This is a genomic window from Ruegeria marina (assembly GCF_900101475.1).
Lineage (GTDB): Bacteria > Pseudomonadota > Alphaproteobacteria > Rhodobacterales > Rhodobacteraceae > Ruegeria_B > Ruegeria_B marina.
On the sequence record NZ_FMZV01000034.1, the window covers coordinates 1 to 18,849 of the forward strand.

Sequence of the window (18,849 nt, forward strand, 5' to 3'; positions counted from 1 at the left end):
CAAGATCGAGCGCTGGCACCAGACCATGAAGAACCGCGTTCTGCTGGAAAACTACTTCCTGCCCGGCGAGTTGGAACGCCAGATCGGCGCCTTCGTCGACCACTACAACAACCACCGATATCACGAGAGCCTGGCAAACCTGACCCCGGCCGACGTCTACCATGGTCGCGGCGCGAAGATCCTGAAGATGAGAGAGGAGATCAAGAAACAGACAATCCGGCAACGCCGCTTGCAGCACCAAGCAGCTGCCGCTTAAACTTAAACAGAAACCGAACCAGAGCCTCCGTTACGAAACGGCCTGCGAAGTCCGAAAAACCCTGACGACGGACAGTCTTGAAATAGCGAAATGGAGATCGTTTGGTCATGACCGGACGCGACAAAACCGCCCTGCCCGCCTCAAGTCCGTTTGCTTTGACAGCACCGGAAAGGAGCCTTCGAGAGGTCGAAAAATCTCGGTTTTGAGGAACTTACCCTACCAAACCCATCGCGATCCACGGCTGCCAGATGACCAGCGCGAGCGACAGGATCATCAACCCGATGAAGGGCAGAGCCGCCATCGCCAGTTCACCGAATCTCTGCCGAAAGGCGGTCATCGCCACCATCAGGTTGAGCCCGACAGGCGGAGTCAGATAGCCGATTTCAAGGTTTAGAATCATGATTATCCCGAAGAGCACGGGATCGAACCCGAAGGCGTTGGCGGCGGGCATCAATAGAGGTGCGAGGATCAGGATGGCTTCATTCGTGGTCATTACCGCGCCCACGACCAGCAGCAGCAGATTGACCGTGATGATGAACATCAAGGGCGAAGTGAACCAGTCCCGCAGCAAGTTAACCATCTCGACCGGGACGCGGTTTTCTGTCAGCACCAGATTGAGGCTTAGCGCGACTGCAATCAGCGGGAACAGGGCCCCCACAAGGGTGATCGCCTCGATATAAACCTTGTAGAAATCCGCCGGCTTCAATTCGCGATGCACGAAGGCTTCAATGATTACGGCATATAGCAGCGCGACCGCGCCGGACTCGGTGGCTGTGAAATACCCGCTGTAGATCCCGCCCAGCAGGATGACCGGCATCAGCAGCGCCCAGATGCCTTCGCGAAACGCCGCGGCGATCTCGGAACGTTCCATGCGCGTCACCGGCATGCTGCGGTTGCTCCAGATCGCATAAATCGAGAAAATCGTGACCAGCAGCAGGCCTGGACCGACCCCGGCGAGGAACAGGTCGATGATCGACGTCTCGGTGACGATACCGTAGATGATCAGGGGAATGGAGGGCGGGATGATCATCCCGAGGGTGCCGCCGCTCATCACCGCGCCGAGGGCGAAACGGTTGGAATAGCCGGCCTCCTTCATCGCCGGATAGACGACCGATCCGATCGCCAGCATGGTCACGACCGACGAGCCGGAGATGGCCGCGAACACACCGCAGGACACGATGCAGGCCACGCCCAGACCGCCCGGCAGGTGCCCGACCAGCGAGGCCGCGACGCGGATAAGCCGCTTTGCGGTGCTGCCATGGGTCATCACGCCGCCGCACAGCAGGAACATCGGGATTGCAAGAATTAGTTCCTTGTCGAGCGACACCCACATGTCCTCGACGATGTAATCGAGCTGACCCCGACCCCAGACTAAATGGACGAAGGCCGTCACAGCCAGCAAGATGACTACCAGCGGCTGGCGGATCACCAGCAGGAACAAAATGAAGGCGACGAGAAGCAGGGCTGCGACAAGACCGGTCATTCTGCAAACTCCGGAAGTATGGGCCGACTGTCGGGCCAGATGGCGTAGCACAGGTAACGCAATCCGACCGATGCAAAGCCCAGCGGCATGACCGCCTGTATGAACCAAACCTCGATCCTGACGCCGCCCGAGGTCAGCATGCCAAGATCGCGCGAGGATTGCACGAAGAGGAAGGCAATCCATGCCGCCGCGAGGAAAAACGCCCCGGAAAAGACGTCCGAGGCCCGATCCACCAGCGGCCCCCATGCTTTTGGCACCCAGCCGAATGCGACCTTGGGTACGATCTGCGCACCCGATGCCGTCGCGATCCCCAACCCGAAAAACGCCCCGACGATCAAGCCATATACTCCAAGTTTCGAAGCCCCGCGGATTACGGCTGTTCCGGTGGGCAGATCGAAGGCTTGCAGGATCGGAATGATCACCTCGCGGGCGATCACGTCATAGACGATGATAACCGATATGAAGAGGAACGCCGCGAAGGCGATCCAGCACTCGGCCTTGTGCCAGATGGTCAGGACACGTCTGGGCCCACCCGTGATGTCTTCTGGTTGTGGTGTTTGTTGCGCCATGACAGCCTCCCCCGGGCGGACCTATTGCCATTATGCTTTGGGTGATGCGGCAAACGGCGATTTTCGGTGAGGGGCAAATCGGACAGTTAAGTGGCCGATTGGGACGAAAAGCCCTGATTGCGCGCAGCGGAGGGTGTTTTTCCGGTCCAACGCCGATAAGCGCGCCGGAAACTGGGAGTATCGTTGAAATCAAGCGCTTGGGCGATGTCGTCAATTGGCAGGTCTGACGATTGCAGGTAGTCGTTGGCCAGCGCGCAGCGGACCTCATCGAGCAATTCCCGGAATGACGTGCCCTCGGCAGCCAGTTTGCGCCGCAGCGTGCGCGAGGTCATGCACAGATCGGACGCAACGGCTTCGAGATCGGGGAAGTGTCCTGGGCGGTTGGTCAACTCGTGATACACCCGGCGCGTGGTGCCGGTGTCCCATCGCATCTGATCCAGCAGCCGGGCACAGGTCTGAGAAACCTCGGCCGCGGTGATCGGGCTGGCCAGTTGCGGTGCCCTGTCCAGAAGCGTCGCGGAATAAAGGATTTCGTTGCGCGCGCTGGCGAACTCCAGAGCGCATTGCATTGCATTGGCCATTTGCGCTGCATGTTGCGGTGGCGATCCGGTCAGCCTGACCAGTTCGGGACGACACCATGGCCCCATGACATCCCGGATGACACTGACCGTCGATGTCACATGGTAATCGCGCATCACCATCGCTTCCGCATGCGAGAAATCCAGCTCGAACAGGTTCGTGTCGCCCATAGGCAGCCAGACGACATTGCTGTCGGACAGGTACCAGCGCTGTTTGTCGGGCCCGCCGGTGAGCGGCTGGTACCTGACACCGGATTCGAACGCATCGCGCAGCGTCGGAGCGCAGAGCAGGGCATATCCAAACATCCCATAGGTGGAGGCCTTGACCCGCTGTCCCATCAGTACGCCGATCTCGGGCCGCGGATCCAGCCGTGCCATGTTGCACAGAACCATGTCGAACTGGCGGCTCGACGTTTTCAGATCGGCCACGTCAAGGTGCGCGACGGCCAGTCCCGTTCCCTCTAGAACGGCCTCATGCGCGATGCCCGTTTCGGACATGAGTTCCAAGGCAAGAATGATACGCGCGGGTGAAACCGTGCGCAGCGTCGATCCCCAATCTGTCTCTGGCGTCGAAATCATGTCCCGAGCATAAGGTGCTTTTTCGGACATGACTATCACCTGAACCGCGTCGCGGTTCTCTTTTCGTCCGAAAAAGCCCTAGAAATGTCCTCTCTGCCACTTATGAGCCAGTCGCGATCTCTGCATTGTCGAACCTGACCCGCACAGGGTACTCGATGCCGCCAAACGCAGGGTCCCGACAACGATAACCCGGCCGCGGCGGCGCGAGCGATGACACACCGTCAGGGAGGACTGACCATGCTTAACCCCAAATCCATCGCGCTGGCCGCCATATCGGCACTGGCCCTCGGCGCCCCTGCCGTTGCCGAAACCACATTGCGCCTCGCAACGGCAGCACCACAGGGCACGCCCTGGGCCAACCAGCTTGATCGGTTCGCCGCCGCCGTTGACACCGAAACCGCCGGCAAAGTGAAGATCGAGGTGTTCTACAATTCCCAGCTTGGTTCAGAGCAGGATGTTCTGGCTCAGGTCGCGCGGGGCCGGATCGACATCGGATATTTCTCGAATACCTCCGCATCGCTGCAGGTGCCTGAAGCGATTTTCCCCTCGCTTTACATGTACTTCGACGATCAGGAGGAGCGCTCCTGCATCCTCGACAACCACATGCTGGAGCCGACCCGCAACGCCTTCGGGACGCGTAGCCTCTATCTGATCGGCTTTGGTGAGGTCGGCCCAAACCATGTAGTTGGCAAAACCGGGGCTGCGACTCCCGCCGAGAACGAAGGGCGCAAGATCGGTGTTTCCGTAAGCCCGATCGCCAACAGCTTCTGGGAGACGCAGGGCATGATCCCAACCTCCGTGCCAATCGCCGAGTCGGCGTCTTCGATGCAGACCGGGATTGTCGACTACACTCTGTTCCCGATCACCTTTTACGTGGCCTCGGGCCTCAACAAGATCGCTCCGGTAATCACCTTGGCCGGCGTTCAGCAGAACTCGGCTGTCCTGTTGATGAGCGAACGTGTGCGTAACGGGCTGAGCGAAGAGCAACAAGCGGCGATTGACCGGGCCTGGGCGGTGGTGCCCGCGACGCAACTGCGCGAAGAAATCCTTGGGTTCGAAGCGAAGTTGCTGGAGGCGCACAAGGCCGGTGGCGGCACCGTCGTCGAACTGACTCCCGAACAGGAAGCCGCATGGCGCGCACCGATGGATGGCTTTTACGAAAAAGCCGTGGAACTGACCGGCGAGGCCGGTCGGGACATGTTTGAGGCACTTGAAGCGGGCCGGGCCGCCTGTGCCAAGTGATCAAAGAAACTCGGGGCGTCCGGTTGCCGGACGCCTCCTCTCTGACTCCGCAATATCCCGCAAACCAAACCAGACAGGTGACCGATGACCGGGCAATCAACCTTTGATATCATCGTGATCGGGGCCGGGATCGCGGGATCCGGTGTCGCCGCGGAACTAGCGGAGCAGGCGAAAGTCCTGATGCTCGAAATGGAGAGCCAGCCGGGCTATCACACCACGGGCCGGTCGGCGGCGGTCTACTCGCAAGCCTACGGTTCCGAACCGATCCGCGCGCTGACCCGCGCCTCCGAAACCTTCTTCAAATCGCCGCCCGAGGGCTTTTGCGACCATCCACTTCTTTCCGAGCGAAAGGCGATGCTGATTGCCAACAAGGACCAGATGACCTGGCTAGAAGGTGTCTATTCGCTGCTCAAGGATGAGGGTAGCGTGCGCATACTGAGTGCGGCGGAAGTGCGCGAGATGAACCCGCTGGTGCGCGAGGACTACGTTGCGGGGGGGCTGATCGACACTGCAAGCGCGGATATCGACGTGCACGGCTTGCATCACGGATATCTGAGGCAATTCAAGGATCGGAACGGCACATTGGTCTGCAAGGCCGAAGTCACCGCACTGACCCGTGAGAATGGCATCTGGCAGGTCGCGACATCGGCAGGCGATTTTTGCGCGCCGATCGTCGTCAACGCGGCCGGGGCGTGGGCCGATCAGCTGGGCCAAATGGCTGGCGCTGAGCCGATCCGCCTCAAACCCCTGCGCCGCACGGCGCTGATGGTCGCCGCGCCCGAGGACATGGATGTCGAGGATTTTGCAATGGCCGTGGATATCGACGAGCAGTTCTATCTCAAACCCGATGCCGGGAAGCTATTGATCTCGCCCGCGAACGAAGACTGGGACGTGCCCTCCGATGTTCAACCTGACGAGATGGATGTTGCCCTTTGTATCCACCGGATCGAGCAGGCTTTCGATCTGTCGGTGCGGCGTGTCGAGAACTCTTGGGCCGGTCTGCGTAACTTTGTCGCCGACAAGTCCCCGGTCGCTGGGTATTCGCAGGTCGTCGACAGGTTCTACTGGCTGGCGGGGCAGGGCGGATACGGCATTCAATCAGCGCCCGCGCTCAGCCGGTTCGCGGCCGCGGATGTTTTGAAACGAGACATACCTCAGGATATTCTGGATGCGGGGTTCGATCCCGAAACGGTTTCACCCGCGCGTCTGTCCCGACCGAAAACCCAGAAAGGAACCCCTCAAGTGTCAGTAGAAAAGATAGGCCCGGACTTGGCGCTGCCGGATGGAACTCCGCTGCCCTTTGCGGCCGCAACCCGCGCAGAGGGTTTCATCTTTGTTTCCGGCCAGCTGGGCGTCACTCCGGAATTCAAATGCATTGAAGGGATCGAAGCGCAGACCAAGCTCTGCATCGCGCATATCAAGCGTATCCTGAATGCAGCCGGGGCCGAGCTGACCGATGTGACCAAGGTCACCGTTTGGCTCACCGGATACGAGGAATTCGCAGCTTTCAACGAAGCTTTTGGCGAGGCCTTCGAAGGACACCTGCCTGCGCGGTCAACGGTCATATCGCCGCTGGTACTGCCCGATGCGCTGGTAGAAATAGAAGCCGTGGCCCGCGATCCGCGGAATTGACCGGCATTTGCGACCAAGGAGACCGACATGAAAGTTCTGATCGCATGCCTAGCCACGGAGTCAAACACCTTCGCGCCCTTACCGGCAGGCTGGAGTGCGTGGAAGGCCGGGCAGTACACCCGAACCGCGACGCAGGAGCCCGCGCATCTGTTTTCTGAGCCCTTGTACGAATGGCGGCGCCTGGCAGAGGCCCGCGGCTGGGAGGTCGTTGAAAGTCGGTCAGCCTTTGCCGAACCGGCAGGGATCACCACGCGACATGTCTATGAGACCATGCGCGACGAGATCCTCGCGGATCTCGAGGCCGCTCTCCCAGACATTTTTCTGATTTCCATGCATGGCGCGATGGTCGCCGACGGATATGACGATTGCGAAGGCGACATGATGGCGCGCGCGCGCGGGATACTCGGGCCGGAGCGCGTGATCGGGCTGGAGCTTGATCCGCACAACCACATGACTGCCGCGATGCTGGAGAATGCCGATCTTATCGTGAACTACAAAGAATACCCCCATATAGACGCCCCTGACCGGGCGCGCGAGTTGTTCGTGATGGCTGCCGATACGGCGGAGGGCAAGATCAGACCGGTCATGCGCACCTACGATTGCCGGATGATGGTCATGATGCGGACTTTGCAGGAACCGGCGAAATCCTTTGTTCAGGAGATGAAGGATCGCGAAGGCAAGGACGGCGTCCTGTCGCTGTCGCTCACCCATTCCTTTCCCTTCAGCGATGTGGCCGACGTGGGCATGAAGATGCTTGCCATCACGAACGGCGATCCGGATCTGGCAGAGGTGGAGGCCAATGCATTCGGCGACAGGCTATGGAACCTGCGTCATGAGTTGCTCCAGCCTTTGCCGGATATCAGCGCGGCCCTTGATGCAGTCGATGCCACGACGGAACGGCCCTATGTGCTGGCGGACATGGCTGACAATGCTGGGGCCGGCGCGCCATCGGACTCGAGCTTTTTTCTGCGCGCAGTCCTTGACCGAGGCATGAAGGATATTGCTCTGGGCATGTACTGGGACCCGGTTTTGGTAAATCTGTGCCGTGATGCCGGACTGGGCGCGCGGCTGAGAGTGCGGGTCGGTGGCAAGGTTTCGCGGGAGTCCGGTGATCCGGTGGACCTCGACGTCATCGTGCGGGGCATGAAAGAGAACATGGCGCAAAAGCTGGGCGACAGCGAATGGGCGATCGGCGACGCTGTATGGCTGGAGGCCGACGGCATCCACTTGGTGGTCAACTCGATCCGCACGCAGTGCTTTAACCCCACCCTTTTCACAGATCTTGGTATCGACATCACGAAGATGCGCGCGCTGATCATCAAGTCAATGAATCACTTCTACGCCGCTTTCGAGCCTGTCGCCGAAAAGGTCATACACGTGGCGACCCCTGGCGTGGCCAACATGGACGTCACCCGATTGCCGCTGACGAAACGCAACTTGAACTATTTTCCGCGTGTCGACGACCCGTTTTCGGCGGCGTGACAGACAGGATCGCGGAGGTCGGAAGCCGCTAGGGCCGAACAGGCCCAGTTGCGTTGATCTATCCGGTAGGTGAACGGAGGCTTGGTCCGGTGCAGAGATCAGGATGCGCGCGTTTTTTTCCTTCCGGGGCAGGTACGGCTATCGCCGGATTGCAGCGCTGCTGAGAGATGCGGGTTGGCATGTGAACGACAAGCGGGTCGAAAGGCTGCGGCGACGAGAGGGGCTGAAAGTGCCAATGAAACAACCAAAGAAGGGGCGGCTCTGGCAGAACCCTATCGGGACATTGCTCCGCAATGCCCTGCCGGGCAGTGGACGGATCGTGCGTTCGGCTGCGGCCGGAGCATCGCAACCATGTCTGGTCTTACGACTTCGTGCATTGCCGGACTGATGATGGAAATCCCCTCGCGCCGACACAGCGCAGAGATGCTCTCTTCACCCCGCAGACCCGCCAGGACGATCCTGATTTTCTCCTCGGCAGAGTAATGTTTGCGGGTCTTGCGCTTGATACCCCTGACTAACTTGTCAGCGGCGTCCTTCGATGTTCCGGATTTCTTGTCCATCTTCGCTCCATAATGGCTTCGATGAACCAGAAATCCTCCGTCGCTCAAACCTCTAAATCTGTCCGGTAGGTGCTGACGTCAGACAAACCGTGACTTGCCGAACATCTTGCGATGTTCCGCAGGAGTCAGTCCGGTCCTGCGCTTGAATAACTTCCTGATCGACGGCGTATCAACATAATCTACTGTCTCTCCAACATCTGCTATCGGTATGCACCTGTCCTACCGGAACTGCTGGAGCAGATCCCGCCGGATCAGAAGATCAATAGCGTCACCGCCGACGGTGCCTACGACACCCGAAAGTGCCACGAAGCAATTGCCGCTCGAAACGCCGCCGCTGTCATACCGCCCCGAAAAAACGCCAAGCCATGGAAACCGACGAGCCCGGGCGCCGTCGCACGCAACGAAGCTCGGCGAGCCTCAAGGTACCTGGGTCGCGCTATCTGGCGACGATGGAGCGGTTATCACCGCAGGAGTCGTGTCGAGTCCAAGATGAACTGCATCAAGCTGCTTGGTCAGTCATTGATGGCTCGAGACTTCGATCGCCAGGTCGCGGAATTGCAGGTCCGCATCGCCGTGCTGAACGGCTACACCGCGCTTGGCATACCCGTCACCGTACCCGTAGAGTAAATCCGTCCGGGGAAAGCGGAAGTCCGCCCCTTGGCTGATTTATGCAACAACGCCCTTCGTAGTCTACCGCCCGCCAAAGGTAGTGTGTTTCACCGTTGATCTTCACGAACATCTCGTCCAGATGCCAACACCATCGGCTCGATTTCATCCCTACGACACGTCGCTTCCTGATCTCGTTGGCGAACATCGGCCCGAACCTGTGCCACCAAAACCGAACAGCTTCGTGGCTCACGTCGATGCCGCGTTCATGAAGAAGATCTTCCACGTCCCGCAGCGAAAGTGGAAACCTGATGTACAGCTTCGCCGCCAAGCGGATGATTTCGGGGCAGGTCTTGAAATAGCGAAATGGCGATCGTTTGGTCGTGGCCGGACGCGACAAACCTGCCTTCCCCGCCTCAACCGGATTCCTTCTGACACCGCCCCCGGCCTCAACAGGAGGCTTTCTGACACAGCCTCCTTCCGACAAGACCTTTATTCCTTTTCCAAAAGCATCCTGTCTCGAATTAATGCGATATCGCCCGGCTCCAGCCCGATATCCTTCAGGTAACCCTTAATCGAGCCGTGCCGCCGCTCGATATGGTCCAGCATCGCCGCCATGGTTGGAGGCGCGCAGGCTAGGAACCGGGCATGCGCCTCGGCATCACCACCACTCTGGCGCGTCCGCTCCAGCAACTCCTCGACCAGCGCCGCGATGAACTCCCCGGTCAGCGCGTAGTCGGCCAGGATGGTCTCGCGTTCCACACCTGCCGTACCCAAGAGCAGCGCCGCGATGATCCCGGTCCGGTCCTTCCCGGCGGTGCAGTGAAACAGCACCGCCCCTTTCGGAGCCATTGCGATCCGCATCAAAACTGCGCGCACCGCCTCGCCCCGTTCGATCAGCGCTGTCAAGTAGAACGGCACCAACGGATCGTCGTGATCGCCCGCCCGAATGCGCTGCATGGTCGGCGCCAGGTCGTCATAGACCGGCTGGTGATGGAACAGCACATCCGGGTGTCCCCGATAGGGGTTCGGCTCCTCCTCCAATTCCACCGTCGACCTAAGGTCGATGACCGAGGTCAACCCCTCACCCCCCAGCGCATCCAGCCCTTCGGGCGTGATCCGGTGCAGCCCGTCGCCGCGCAACACCCGCCGCCAACGTGTCAGCTTGCCATCGGCCGTCGGATACCCGCCCAAATCGCGCAGGTTCTGCACGCCGGGAAGGATCAGATGCCGCTTGGGGTTCTTGATCATCGTCATCGAAACGCGCGCAACCGCGCCTCTTCCAGCACCGCCAGCTCGCGGCGCTCCGGCGACAGCGGCACAAAGGCCACAGACAGCCCGTGCGGCCGCAGGATACACAGGCCCATGCTGGTGCCCTCGACAATGCGCATGTCGCGCTGCTCCAGGATGTCGACGGTCGAATTCAGCCCCATGCAGGTCACCACCGGCACCCCCAGCCAGTGATGCACCTGGTCCAGATGCACATGCCCCGACAGCACCCCGACCACGCCCCGGCCCGTCAGGGTCTCGCCCAACCGGCGCGAGCTTTCGCGGTCGAGACTGGCCCAGGGCAGCGTGCGTTCGTCCATATGCGGCGGATGATGCGCGACCACCAGCTTGGGCAGGTCCGGCACCCGGTGCAGCGCGGCGTCGAGAAAGGCCAATTGCCCCTCGTCGATCTGCCCGGCCACCCGCCCCGGCACCAGCGTATCCAGCGTAATCACATGCAGGCCGGACACGACCCGGTCGTGAAAATACGGTCCATCGCCGGTGCCGGTCCCGAACACCTGTGCAAACGCTGCCCGCTTGTCGTGATTGCCCAGCGCCAGAACCAGCGGCGGCACCAGATCGGCCAGGATCTCTCTGAGCAACTCATAAGACGGCACCGCGCCCGTATTGGTCAGATCACCGCTGGCCACCACCAGGTCGGGCACCGGGTTCATCGCGTTGATCAGGCCCACCACATGCCGCAGCATGCCCACCGTATCGGTCCGCAACGAAGGGTCGCCCACATCGGGATGAGAGACATGAAGATCTGTCAGATGAACGATACGTGTCATAAAAGTCCGCCAGCCTGCAAAAGCGATTTCGTGTACTCGGTCCCAGGGCTGCGCATGATCTGCGCCACCGCACCCTGCTCCACCGTCTTGCCGTGTTCCAGCACAAGAACGTGGTCACAGATGCTGCTCACGACCGCCAGATCGTGACTGATGAAAAGAATGGCAAGCCCCAACTCATCCTGCAAGTCCATGAGCAGGTTAAGGATCTGCGCCTGCACCGACATGTCCAGCGCCGAGACCGCCTCGTCCGCCACCAACAGCGCGGGCCGGGTGACGATGGCGCGCGCAATGGCGACACGCTGGCGCTGCCCGCCCGAGAATTCATGCGGGTATTTCGCCGCATCCGCCGGGCGCAGGCCGACATGGTCCAGCGCCTCGGCCACCTTGCCGCGCTCCTCCGCCCCGGCGGCGCGCAGCGGCTCGGCGATGGACCAGCCCACGGTACGGCGCGGGTCCAGACTGCCATAAGGGTCCTGGAACACCATCTGGAACCGGGGCCGCAACCGGCGCAGCGCGGATGGCGGCAAGGCCGCCAGATCCTGCCCGTCGAACAGGATACGGCCCGCGTCCGGGCGCTCGAACCCCATCACCATGCGCGCCAGCGTCGACTTGCCCGACCCGGATTCCCCCACCACGCCGAGCGTCCGCCCCGCCTCCAGCGTAAAACTGGCGGCATCAACCGCCGTCAGCACCGGTGGCGGCGACCAGAGCGCCTGCCGGGGCAGGCGATAGCGCCGCGTCACCTCCTCGACCGACAGCAGGGTCATGCGCCCTCCTCCGCCCGGTGACAGATCATGTTGCCCTGCCGTGGTGGCCGCGCGCCGTTGCAGACCTTCAACTCGACCGGGCAGCGGCCGGCGAACCGGCAGCCTGGCGCCAGCTCGGCCAGGGGCGGCACGCTGCCGGGAATCGTCGGCAGGCGCCCGCGCCGCCCGCCTGTCGCGCGCATGTTGCCGGAGCTCGGCCGCGCCGACAGCAGCCCCCGCGTATAGGGGTGCCGGGGCTGCGCCAGCACCTCATCCGTCGCCCCCCGCTCGACGATATCGCCGCCATACATGACCATCACCCGCTCCGTCGCCCGCGCTACGGCGGCCAGGTCATGCGAGATGAACACCAGCCCCATGGTGCGCCGCGCGGCCAGCCCGACCAGCAGCTGCGTCACCCGCAGCGCCACGTTGGCATCCAGTGCCGTGGTCGGCTCGTCGGCGATCAGAACCCCCGGATCACAGGCCAGCGCCAACGCGATCAGTACCCGTTGCCGCTGCCCGCCCGAGATCTCGTGCGGGAACTGGCGCAGTCGTGCCTCGGGATCGGGAATGCCCACTTCTCGGAACAGCTCCAGCGCCCGGGCGCGGGCCGCGTCGCGGCCCAGTCCCAGATGCACCATCATCGGCTCCATCACGGTCTCGCCCACCCGCTTGATCGGGTTCAGCGCCGCCATCGGCTCCTGAAAGATCATCGCGACCCGCCGGGCGCGCAGCCGCTGCCAGGTCACTTCGCCCGCGCCCACCATCTGGATCCCGTCGATCATCAGGCTGCCACTCACATGGCCCGCATCCGGCACCATCCCCATCAGCGCCAGCCCCAGCATGGTCTTGCCGCATCCCGATTCGCCCACAATGCCGATGCGGTCGCCCGGCGCGATGACAAACGACGCTTCGCGCACCGCCTGCCCGGCCCCCATATCCACTGTCAGCGCCGCTGCCTCGATCATCGCTGCCGTACCAGTCTAGGGTCGGTGATGTCGCGCAGCCCATCCCCCAACAGGCTGAACCCCAGCACCGCCGTGACGATGCATACCCCCGGATAGATCGCCAGTTGCGGCGCCAGATACATCAGCGTCTGCGCCTCGGACAGCATCCGCCCCCAGGACGGCGCCGGGGGCTGCGCTCCCAGACCCAGATAGCTCAGCGCCGCCTCGGCCAGGATCGCGATGGCAAACTCGATGGTGGCCTGCACAATGATCGGCGCCGCGATATTGGGCAGCACATGATCGCGCGAGATCGACACCCGCCCCATCCCGGCAGCCCGCGCGGCATAGACGTATTCGCGGGTCCAGATCTGGTTGGCCGAGGCCCGCGTCACCCGCGCAAAAACGGGTATGTTGATAAAGGCGATGGCAATGATCGCCACAGGCAGCGACGGGCCGAACACCGCCGCCAACATGATCGCAAGCAAGAGCGCCGGAAAGGCGAAACCGATATCGGCGATTCGCATGATCACATCCTCGACCACGCCACCCATGGCCGAGGCGACAAGCCCCAGCGCAACCCCGATCACCCCACCCAGACAGACCGAGATCAGCGCCACAGCCACCGAATTGCGGGCCGCCACCATCAACTGCGAGAACACATCCCGCCCCAGCTGATCGGTGCCCAGCCAGTGCAGCTCGGACGGGGCCGCGAACTTGCCCCGGATGTTAAGCAGCGTGTGGTCATGCGGCGTCCAGACCAGCGACAGCGCGGCGGTTCCCGCCACCAGCGCCACCAGCACCGCGCCGATGAGCAGATTTGGCGGCAGTTTCCTCATGAGCGCGTCTTCAGCCTCGGGTCGATCGCCAGATACAGCAGATCGACGATGAAATTCGCGGTCACCACGATGGCGGCAAACAGCATGACCAGCGCCTGCACCGTCGGCAGGTCGCGATTGGCGATGGACTGAAAGATCAGCCGCCCCAACCCGGGCAGGTAGAACACGTTCTCGATCACAATGGTCCCGGTCACAAGTGCTGCGAATTGCAGACCCACGATGGTCACAATCGGGATCAGCGCATTGGGCAGCACATGCCGCCACAGGACCCTCCGCCGCGAAAACCCCATCGCCCGCGCGGTGCGGATGTAATCCAGCCGCATCACCTCCAGCGCCGAGGATCGCGTCACCCGCGCCAGCACCGCCGACTGCACCAGCGCCAGCGCCACCGTCGGCAGGATCAGCGACCGGACCGCCGCCGCAGGTTCCGACCAGCCCGGAAACCCACCGGGCGGCAGCCAGCGCAGCTTGACCGCGAACAGCAAAACCAAAAGGATCGACAGCCAGAACGCCGGCACCGCGATACCCAGCTGGCTCAGGAACATGACACCCCAGTCCCCCGCCCTCCCATGGTTGGCGGCGGCAGCAACGCCCAGCGCAACCGCCAGGATCACGGTCACCACCATGCCCGAGATCGCCAGCGACACCGTCAGCGGCAGCCGCTCGGCGATCAGCTCGGACACCGGCACGCGAAACGACTGGCTGATGCCGAAATCACCCTGCACCGCCCCCGCGATCCAGGCCAGATAGCGGCTCAGCACAGGCTCGTTCAGCCCCAGCTCCTCGCGCAGCGCGGCCAATGCGTCCTCGGTCGCATCCAGCCCCAGGATCGACAGCGCCGGATCACCCGGCAGGATGTTCATCACCGCGAAAACCACCACTGACACGGCCAGCAGGGTCAAAACGAAACTGATCGTGCGGCGGAAAAGGAAGTACCCCATCAGTCGGCAGCAGCGCGCCGGCCCACCCGGCGCGCCGCCTTTCCGGTCAGTTCACGGACACACCCGCCAGTGGCTGGAACAGCACAGCGCGTGAATCCCAGAACCCCTCGACCCCGGTCTTGTAGACCCCAAGCTGCGGCAGCTGGAACAGGAACCCGTGCACCGCCTGATCGGCCAGATACTTCTGCGCCTCGGCCAGCAGCGCATTGCGCGCCGCGTCATCGGCCTCGGCGCTGATCCGGTTCCACAGGTCGGTGTAGCCGGCATCGTCATAGCCATAGAAATACTTCGGCCCGCGCGCAAAATTGCCCATGTCATTGGGCGAGGTATGGGCGATGATCGTCATGTCATAATTGAGCTTCTTGTAGATCTCGTCGATCCAGAACCCCCATTCGACATTCTCCACCTTGGCGTCGATCCCGGCCTCGGCCAGCTGCGCCTGGATGATCTCGGCCGAGCGCGTGGCATAGGGAAACGGCGGCACCCGCAAGGTCATGGTCGTCCCGGCAACCCCCGCCTCTTCGAACAGCGCCTTGGCCTTGGCGGTGTCATGCGGATAGGTGCCGGTCAGATCGACATAGGCGGGCCCGTGCGGCGGATAGAAACTGCCGATCGGCACCGCCTGCCCGTACATCGCCCCGTCGATGATCTCGCCCCGGTCGATGGCATGGCTCACCGCCTGCCGCACCCGGATATCGTTGAACGGCGCCTTGGAATTGTTCATCGCGAGGATCACCTCGCCCTCGGTCGATCCGGTCACCACCTTGAACCGCGGATCGGCCTCGAACTGCGGCAACAGCTCGGGCGCCGGAAATCCGGGAAACGCGTCGATTTCCCCGGCCAAGAGCGCGGCCGAGGCCGCCGCCGCATCCGAGATGAACTTGAACTCTACCCGTTCCAGCGCCACCGAACCCGCATCGCGGTGATCGGGGTTCTTGACCAGCACCAGCTTGTCGCCCCGCGTCCAGCTGTCGTATTTGAACGGCCCGGTGCCGACCGGGTTTGCGTTGTTGGCCTCAACCGACTCGGGCGCCACGATAGACACGTCACCCTGCGCCATGTTGAACAGGAAAAACGCGTCCTTCTGCTTCAGCTTGATCTCGACCGTGCCCGCATCGACAACCGTCACGCTTTCAATCGGCTTGAACAGACCTTTCGACGGGTTGACCGAATCCTCCGCCATCGCCCGGTCGAAACTGAATTTGACGTCCTCGGCATCGAACCCGGTGCCGTCATGGAACGTGGCCCCATCCACCAGGTCAAAGGTATAGGTCAGCCCGTCCTCGGATACGGTCCAGCTTTCCGCCAGTTGTGGCAGCACCTCGCCCGCCTCGTTCACGGTGGTGAGCGATTCGAACAGGTTCTGCGTCAGCATCCCGTCGATCGACGCAGTCGCATCCGCCGTTGGGTCAAGCGAGGTCGGCTCCTGCTGCAATCCGATGACAATCGTGGTTCCTGCCCGGCTGCCTGTTGGCGACAGCGCTGCGCACAGCGCAAGCGCAGCGATGGCCACGCTGGATCTTACAAGTTTGGATGACATGGGTGTCCTCCCCTTTCCCGTTGTTTGCGAACACATTCTGCAAAATTTTCTTTTCTTTCTTGAAGGCTGCATGAGTGACTGTGTCAGCGTCAACTTTTTTCAGCGGACGGCTTAGTTGGGAGCCGTCATTTGTGTGCGAATTTGGACTGGTGTATCGACCCAGCGCGATCCGGTCGGCGCGGGTGTCCCAGTCGGGCTCGCGGTATCCGTTTCGCTGGACCTCGCGCAAGGGCAAGCGCGTGCCCTTCGTCGTGCCAGTCCGCACCTCAACCTCGGCCTCCATGATCCGTTCGACCGCAAATGCCAGCATCTCGCGCATGGGTACTGCCAGCCCAATGCGAACTCGTCTCTCCAAGGGCAGTACGGTTGTCCCTTATACTGCGCCAAGCTGAACCGCGCCGCCGCTCTCTCCGAGTGGCGCGGTCTTTGTGCGGCATAAAAGTCAATCATACCGCCCTTGCGTAGACTGGTTCAAATTCGTCTGGCAGATCCGTAGCGCGGGATAATTCTGCGAAATGATCTCACATTCAATGAACTGTTTGTGATTGGTCCACCCCGACCAGGCGGGCCTAGCCCGGGTCTGCCCCAAGTCAAGGTGTTCTTCTTCCTGAAGCTTGCTGATCCAGAACGGGTACCCGGGCGTACAGGGTGTATTAACCGCAACCTATTGCGGCCGACACATGCTTGACGCCCACATGGGCGAAATTCGAGGAGAAACACCCATGGCAACCTTCGTGGAAATCGCGACCAGCGACCCGGACAGCCGTTTTGATATGTTGGTGAACGCCGCAACGTTCGTGGATGCGCAAATCCCCGGCTCCAACATCGTGGCGACCCTTTCCGACCCGGCACAGAACCTGACCCTGTTTGCACCCACGGATGCCGCTTTCGGGCTATTGGCGACCGATCTGGGCTTCACGGGCGATGCAACCGATGAGACTGGTGTTACCAACTTCCTGGTGGGGCTCGGGGCCGAAACGCTGCGCAATGTCCTGCTTTATCACGTGGCCGGGACACCTCTGACGGCAGCACAAATCGGCACGTCCGGTTCGGTCACCCCGCTTGCAGGGCCGGCCATCACAGCCGATCTGCCCACGCTGGTCGATGCCGAGCCGGACGTGATCGATCCGTCTGTCGCTGCCGCCGACATCGCAGCTGACAATGGTATACTGCACATCATCGACCGTGTGTTGCTGCCGACCAATCTTCCCGGCAACGACGCCCCCACCCTCGCCGGGCTCGTGGCGGCCAGCGGCTCGGGCTTTGACAGCAACAACGCCGATTTTGACTTGCTGCTTCAGGCGGTCACGACGGCAAGCCTCGCAGGCGCGCTCGACGACCCGAACGCAGACCTGACGGTTTTTGCCCCGACCGATGCCGCCTTTGTTGGTACAGCGCAGGCACTGGGCTTTTCAGGTACGGATGAGGCGGGCGCCTTCACCTTCCTGGTGGAAGCCCTGACCCTGCTGGGCGGCGGAGACCCGATCCCGATCCTGACGCAGATCCTGACGTATCACGTGGCGGGCGAGTCGCTGCAGGCCAGCCAGGTCCTCGCGGCCGGAAGCATTGAAACGCTACAGGGAGGCACGCTGACGTTGAACGGGGCCTCCATCGTCGACGCTGATCCCGACCTGCCGGATCCGTCGCTGATCCAGACAGACATCCAGGCCAGCAATGGCGTGGCGCATGTGATTGATGGCGTCCTGCTGCCAGTCGATATATTGGCGAGCGACGGTAGCAATGACGTCGACTTCACAATTGACGGGGATATGGCAACGGCTGCGTTTCTTGGCGCGGACAACGATTTCTTCGATGGAAATGGCGGTGCCGACACGATCGGTGGCGGGGCGGGCAACGATGTTCTGTTCGGTGGCGCCGACGATGACCAGGTCTTCGGCGCGGACGGTGACGATATCGTCAACGGCAACGAAGGCGCAGACATTGTCGGTGGCGGTGCCGGCCATGATACGGTGCGCGGCGAGGCGGGAGACGACAATGCCTTTGGCGGCCTCGGTGACGACCTCGTCGTGGGCGGCGCCGGGAATGACGTGGTAACAGGCGCTGCGGGCAATGATGTTCTGGTCGGCAACGAGGGCAACGATACGATCTATGCCGGGGCGGGCAACGACCAGATCTTTGCCGGGGCGGGCGACGATGTCGTGTTCTTCGGTCGCGGCGACGTCGACAGCGCCTATGGCGGCACTGGGGCGGATGTCTTCCAGTTCCATGCGCAAGATGGTTTTGCCCGGATCGAGGACTTCGAGAATGGCATCGACAGGATCGATGTGAGCGCCTTCGGCTTCAGCGGCTTCGCCGACATCCAGGACAATGTATTCGGAAATTCCGACCGGGCCTTCGTGGACCTGGGCGGTGCGTCGTTCACGCTTGTAGGCTTCGACGTCGCCAACCTGGGTCAGGAAGACTTCATATTCTGATGCAAATGTGACAGCGAAACGCCCTGCAACGCGGGGCGTTTCTTCTGGCGGCGGTCCCGTTTCATACAGGTGCGGCGACCACGGAGCGAAGAATGAACCCGGCCCGGATATCCTCCGCCGGAGATCGTGGCTCTGCTGGATCGGGAACTCCCTGATCCTTATTGCTAAATCACCTACGGGGCTGCCGGAAACAACGGCCCGGCGCCCCAAAGTCTACAAAGTTGGTTGTGAGCTCCCGCAACCAGTGTCTCAGAACGGCCCAAAGCAACCGCTTCCGAGGCCGTTTTTTCTTGCCCCAACGCAAGCAAACCGGCCAGCTCGCCGACCAATTCGATCATCAAGCCGCTGCCGTTCGGG

The 18,849-nt window shown here is 62.0% G+C and carries 16 protein-coding genes and 5 pseudogenes; 7 read left to right on the forward strand and 14 right to left on the reverse strand.

Features of this window, described 5'->3' with window-relative positions; translation table 11 throughout:
• Positions 1-256, forward strand: a 256-nt coding sequence (locus BLT75_RS23395; RefSeq protein ID WP_143028662.1) for an integrase core domain-containing protein, incomplete at its 5' end; no start/stop codon positions are given.
• A 211-nt stretch (positions 257-467) separates the two neighbouring features.
• Here BLT75_RS23395 and BLT75_RS23400 read toward each other — a convergent pair.
• The 3 genes from BLT75_RS23400 to BLT75_RS23410 form a co-directional block, all read right to left on the reverse strand.
• Positions 468-1,739, reverse strand: a complete 1,272-nt coding sequence (locus BLT75_RS23400; protein WP_093038037.1) for a TRAP transporter large permease — start codon at positions 1,737-1,739, stop codon at positions 468-470.
• The gene (locus BLT75_RS23405; RefSeq protein ID WP_093038040.1) at positions 1,736-2,308 is read right to left on the reverse strand and encodes a TRAP transporter small permease; all 573 of its coding nucleotides are present in this window, start codon (positions 2,306-2,308) and stop codon (positions 1,736-1,738) included. The genes BLT75_RS23400 and BLT75_RS23405 overlap by 4 nt, the downstream gene beginning before the upstream one ends.
• A gap of 86 nt (positions 2,309-2,394) precedes the next feature.
• Positions 2,395-3,495, reverse strand: coding sequence for an AraC family transcriptional regulator (locus BLT75_RS23410; protein WP_093038042.1), 1,101 nt, complete (start codon positions 3,493-3,495; stop codon positions 2,395-2,397).
• A gap of 207 nt (positions 3,496-3,702) precedes the next feature.
• Here BLT75_RS23410 and BLT75_RS23415 point away from each other — a divergent pair, with 207 nt between their 5' ends.
• From BLT75_RS23415 to BLT75_RS23430, 4 genes and pseudogenes are all read left to right on the forward strand, one after another.
• A complete protein-coding gene (locus BLT75_RS23415; protein ID WP_176828240.1) occupies positions 3,703-4,707 on the forward strand; it encodes a TRAP transporter substrate-binding protein in 1,005 nt (334 codons plus the stop codon).
• Between the two features lie 84 nt (positions 4,708-4,791).
• Entirely contained in the window at positions 4,792-6,339 is a 1,548-nt protein-coding gene (locus BLT75_RS23420) for an FAD-dependent oxidoreductase (RefSeq protein WP_176828242.1), read from the forward strand.
• Between the two features lie 27 nt (positions 6,340-6,366).
• Positions 6,367-7,821: a M81 family metallopeptidase gene (locus BLT75_RS23425; RefSeq protein WP_093038048.1), complete on the forward strand. Its 1,455-nt coding sequence runs from the start codon at positions 6,367-6,369 to the stop codon at positions 7,819-7,821.
• Between the two features lie 127 nt (positions 7,822-7,948).
• A pseudogene (locus BLT75_RS23430) lies at positions 7,949-8,216 on the forward strand (IS3 family transposase); the annotation flags it as partial.
• Here BLT75_RS23430 and BLT75_RS25340 read toward each other — a convergent pair.
• Positions 8,214-8,381: pseudogene (locus tag BLT75_RS25340) on the reverse strand (transposase); the annotation flags it as partial. The pseudogenes BLT75_RS23430 and BLT75_RS25340 sit on opposite strands and share 3 nt — an antisense overlap.
• Before the next feature lie 210 nt (positions 8,382-8,591).
• On the opposite strand from BLT75_RS25340, the pseudogene BLT75_RS23435 reads away from it, so the two are divergent.
• Positions 8,592-9,008 (forward strand): annotated as a pseudogene (locus tag BLT75_RS23435) (IS5 family transposase); the annotation flags it as partial.
• 52 nt (positions 9,009-9,060) lie between these two features.
• Here BLT75_RS23435 and BLT75_RS23440 read toward each other — a convergent pair.
• The 9 genes and pseudogenes from BLT75_RS23440 to BLT75_RS24245 all read right to left on the reverse strand — a co-directional run.
• A pseudogene (locus tag BLT75_RS23440) lies at positions 9,061-9,387 on the reverse strand (IS6 family transposase); the annotation flags it as partial.
• Between the two features lie 92 nt (positions 9,388-9,479).
• Positions 9,480-10,244: a tyrosine-protein phosphatase gene (locus BLT75_RS23445; protein WP_218129033.1), complete on the reverse strand. Its 765-nt coding sequence runs from the start codon at positions 10,242-10,244 to the stop codon at positions 9,480-9,482.
• Positions 10,241-11,047 carry a metallophosphoesterase family protein gene (locus BLT75_RS23450; RefSeq protein ID WP_093038051.1) on the reverse strand — a complete coding sequence of 269 codons (807 nt, stop codon included), beginning with the start codon at positions 11,045-11,047 and terminating at the stop codon, positions 10,241-10,243. Before BLT75_RS23450 ends, BLT75_RS23445 begins: the two co-directional genes overlap by 4 nt.
• Positions 11,044-11,814, reverse strand: a complete 771-nt coding sequence (locus BLT75_RS23455) for an ATP-binding cassette domain-containing protein (RefSeq protein WP_093038053.1) — start codon at positions 11,812-11,814, stop codon at positions 11,044-11,046. Before BLT75_RS23455 ends, BLT75_RS23450 begins: the two co-directional genes overlap by 4 nt.
• On the reverse strand, positions 11,811-12,761 hold the full coding sequence (locus tag BLT75_RS23460) for an ABC transporter ATP-binding protein (RefSeq protein ID WP_093038056.1): 951 nt from the start codon (positions 12,759-12,761) through the stop codon (positions 11,811-11,813). Before BLT75_RS23460 ends, BLT75_RS23455 begins: the two co-directional genes overlap by 4 nt.
• On the reverse strand, positions 12,758-13,576 hold the full coding sequence (locus BLT75_RS23465) for an ABC transporter permease (protein WP_093038059.1): 819 nt from the start codon (positions 13,574-13,576) through the stop codon (positions 12,758-12,760). The genes BLT75_RS23460 and BLT75_RS23465 overlap by 4 nt, the downstream gene beginning before the upstream one ends.
• Positions 13,573-14,517 (reverse strand): ABC transporter permease, encoded by a 945-nt coding sequence (locus tag BLT75_RS23470; RefSeq protein ID WP_093038062.1) that lies wholly within the window; start codon positions 14,515-14,517, stop codon positions 13,573-13,575. The genes BLT75_RS23465 and BLT75_RS23470 overlap by 4 nt, the downstream gene beginning before the upstream one ends.
• Positions 14,518-14,563: 46 nt before the next feature.
• Entirely contained in the window at positions 14,564-16,057 is a 1,494-nt protein-coding gene (locus tag BLT75_RS23475) for an ABC transporter substrate-binding protein (protein ID WP_093038065.1), read from the reverse strand.
• 160 nt (positions 16,058-16,217) lie between these two features.
• Positions 16,218-16,376: pseudogene (locus BLT75_RS24245) on the reverse strand (IS256 family transposase); the annotation flags it as partial.
• Positions 16,377-16,779: 403 nt separating this feature from the next.
• Here BLT75_RS24245 and BLT75_RS23480 point away from each other — a divergent pair.
• Complete coding sequence (locus BLT75_RS23480; RefSeq protein ID WP_176828244.1) at positions 16,780-18,492, forward strand: fasciclin domain-containing protein; 1,713 nt, start codon at positions 16,780-16,782, stop codon at positions 18,490-18,492.
• 173 nt (positions 18,493-18,665) lie between these two features.
• Here the strand turns inward: BLT75_RS23480 and BLT75_RS24685 are convergent.
• The coding region (locus BLT75_RS24685) for a hypothetical protein (RefSeq protein ID WP_218129039.1) at positions 18,666-18,849 on the reverse strand (184 nt) is incomplete at its 5' end.

Excerpts from the sequence above, each read along its gene's own strand:
- BLT75_RS23450 (WP_093038051.1), bottom strand. The coding sequence starts at position 11,047 with ATGACACGTATCGTTCATCTGACAGATCTTCATGTCTCTCATCCCGAT.
- BLT75_RS23415 (WP_176828240.1), top strand. The coding sequence starts at position 3,703 with ATGCTTAACCCCAAATCCATCGCGCTGGCCGCCATATCGGCACTGGCC.
- BLT75_RS23410 (WP_093038042.1), bottom strand. The coding sequence starts at position 3,495 with ATGTCCGAAAAAGCACCTTATGCTCGGGACATGATTTCGACGCCAGAG.
- BLT75_RS23455 (WP_093038053.1), bottom strand. The coding sequence starts at position 11,814 with ATGACCCTGCTGTCGGTCGAGGAGGTGACGCGGCGCTATCGCCTGCCC.
- BLT75_RS23475 (WP_093038065.1), bottom strand. The coding sequence starts at position 16,057 with ATGTCATCCAAACTTGTAAGATCCAGCGTGGCCATCGCTGCGCTTGCG.
- BLT75_RS23460 (WP_093038056.1), bottom strand. The coding sequence starts at position 12,761 with ATGATCGAGGCAGCGGCGCTGACAGTGGATATGGGGGCCGGGCAGGCG.
- BLT75_RS23405 (WP_093038040.1), bottom strand. The coding sequence starts at position 2,308 with ATGGCGCAACAAACACCACAACCAGAAGACATCACGGGTGGGCCCAGA.
- BLT75_RS23425 (WP_093038048.1), top strand. The coding sequence starts at position 6,367 with ATGAAAGTTCTGATCGCATGCCTAGCCACGGAGTCAAACACCTTCGCG.
- BLT75_RS23400 (WP_093038037.1), bottom strand. The coding sequence starts at position 1,739 with ATGACCGGTCTTGTCGCAGCCCTGCTTCTCGTCGCCTTCATTTTGTTC.
- BLT75_RS23480 (WP_176828244.1), top strand. The coding sequence starts at position 16,780 with ATGGCAACCTTCGTGGAAATCGCGACCAGCGACCCGGACAGCCGTTTT.
- BLT75_RS23470 (WP_093038062.1), bottom strand. The coding sequence starts at position 14,517 with ATGGGGTACTTCCTTTTCCGCCGCACGATCAGTTTCGTTTTGACCCTG.
- BLT75_RS23465 (WP_093038059.1), bottom strand. The coding sequence starts at position 13,576 with ATGAGGAAACTGCCGCCAAATCTGCTCATCGGCGCGGTGCTGGTGGCG.
- BLT75_RS23445 (WP_218129033.1), bottom strand. The coding sequence starts at position 10,244 with ATGACGATGATCAAGAACCCCAAGCGGCATCTGATCCTTCCCGGCGTG.
- BLT75_RS23420 (WP_176828242.1), top strand. The coding sequence starts at position 4,792 with ATGACCGGGCAATCAACCTTTGATATCATCGTGATCGGGGCCGGGATC.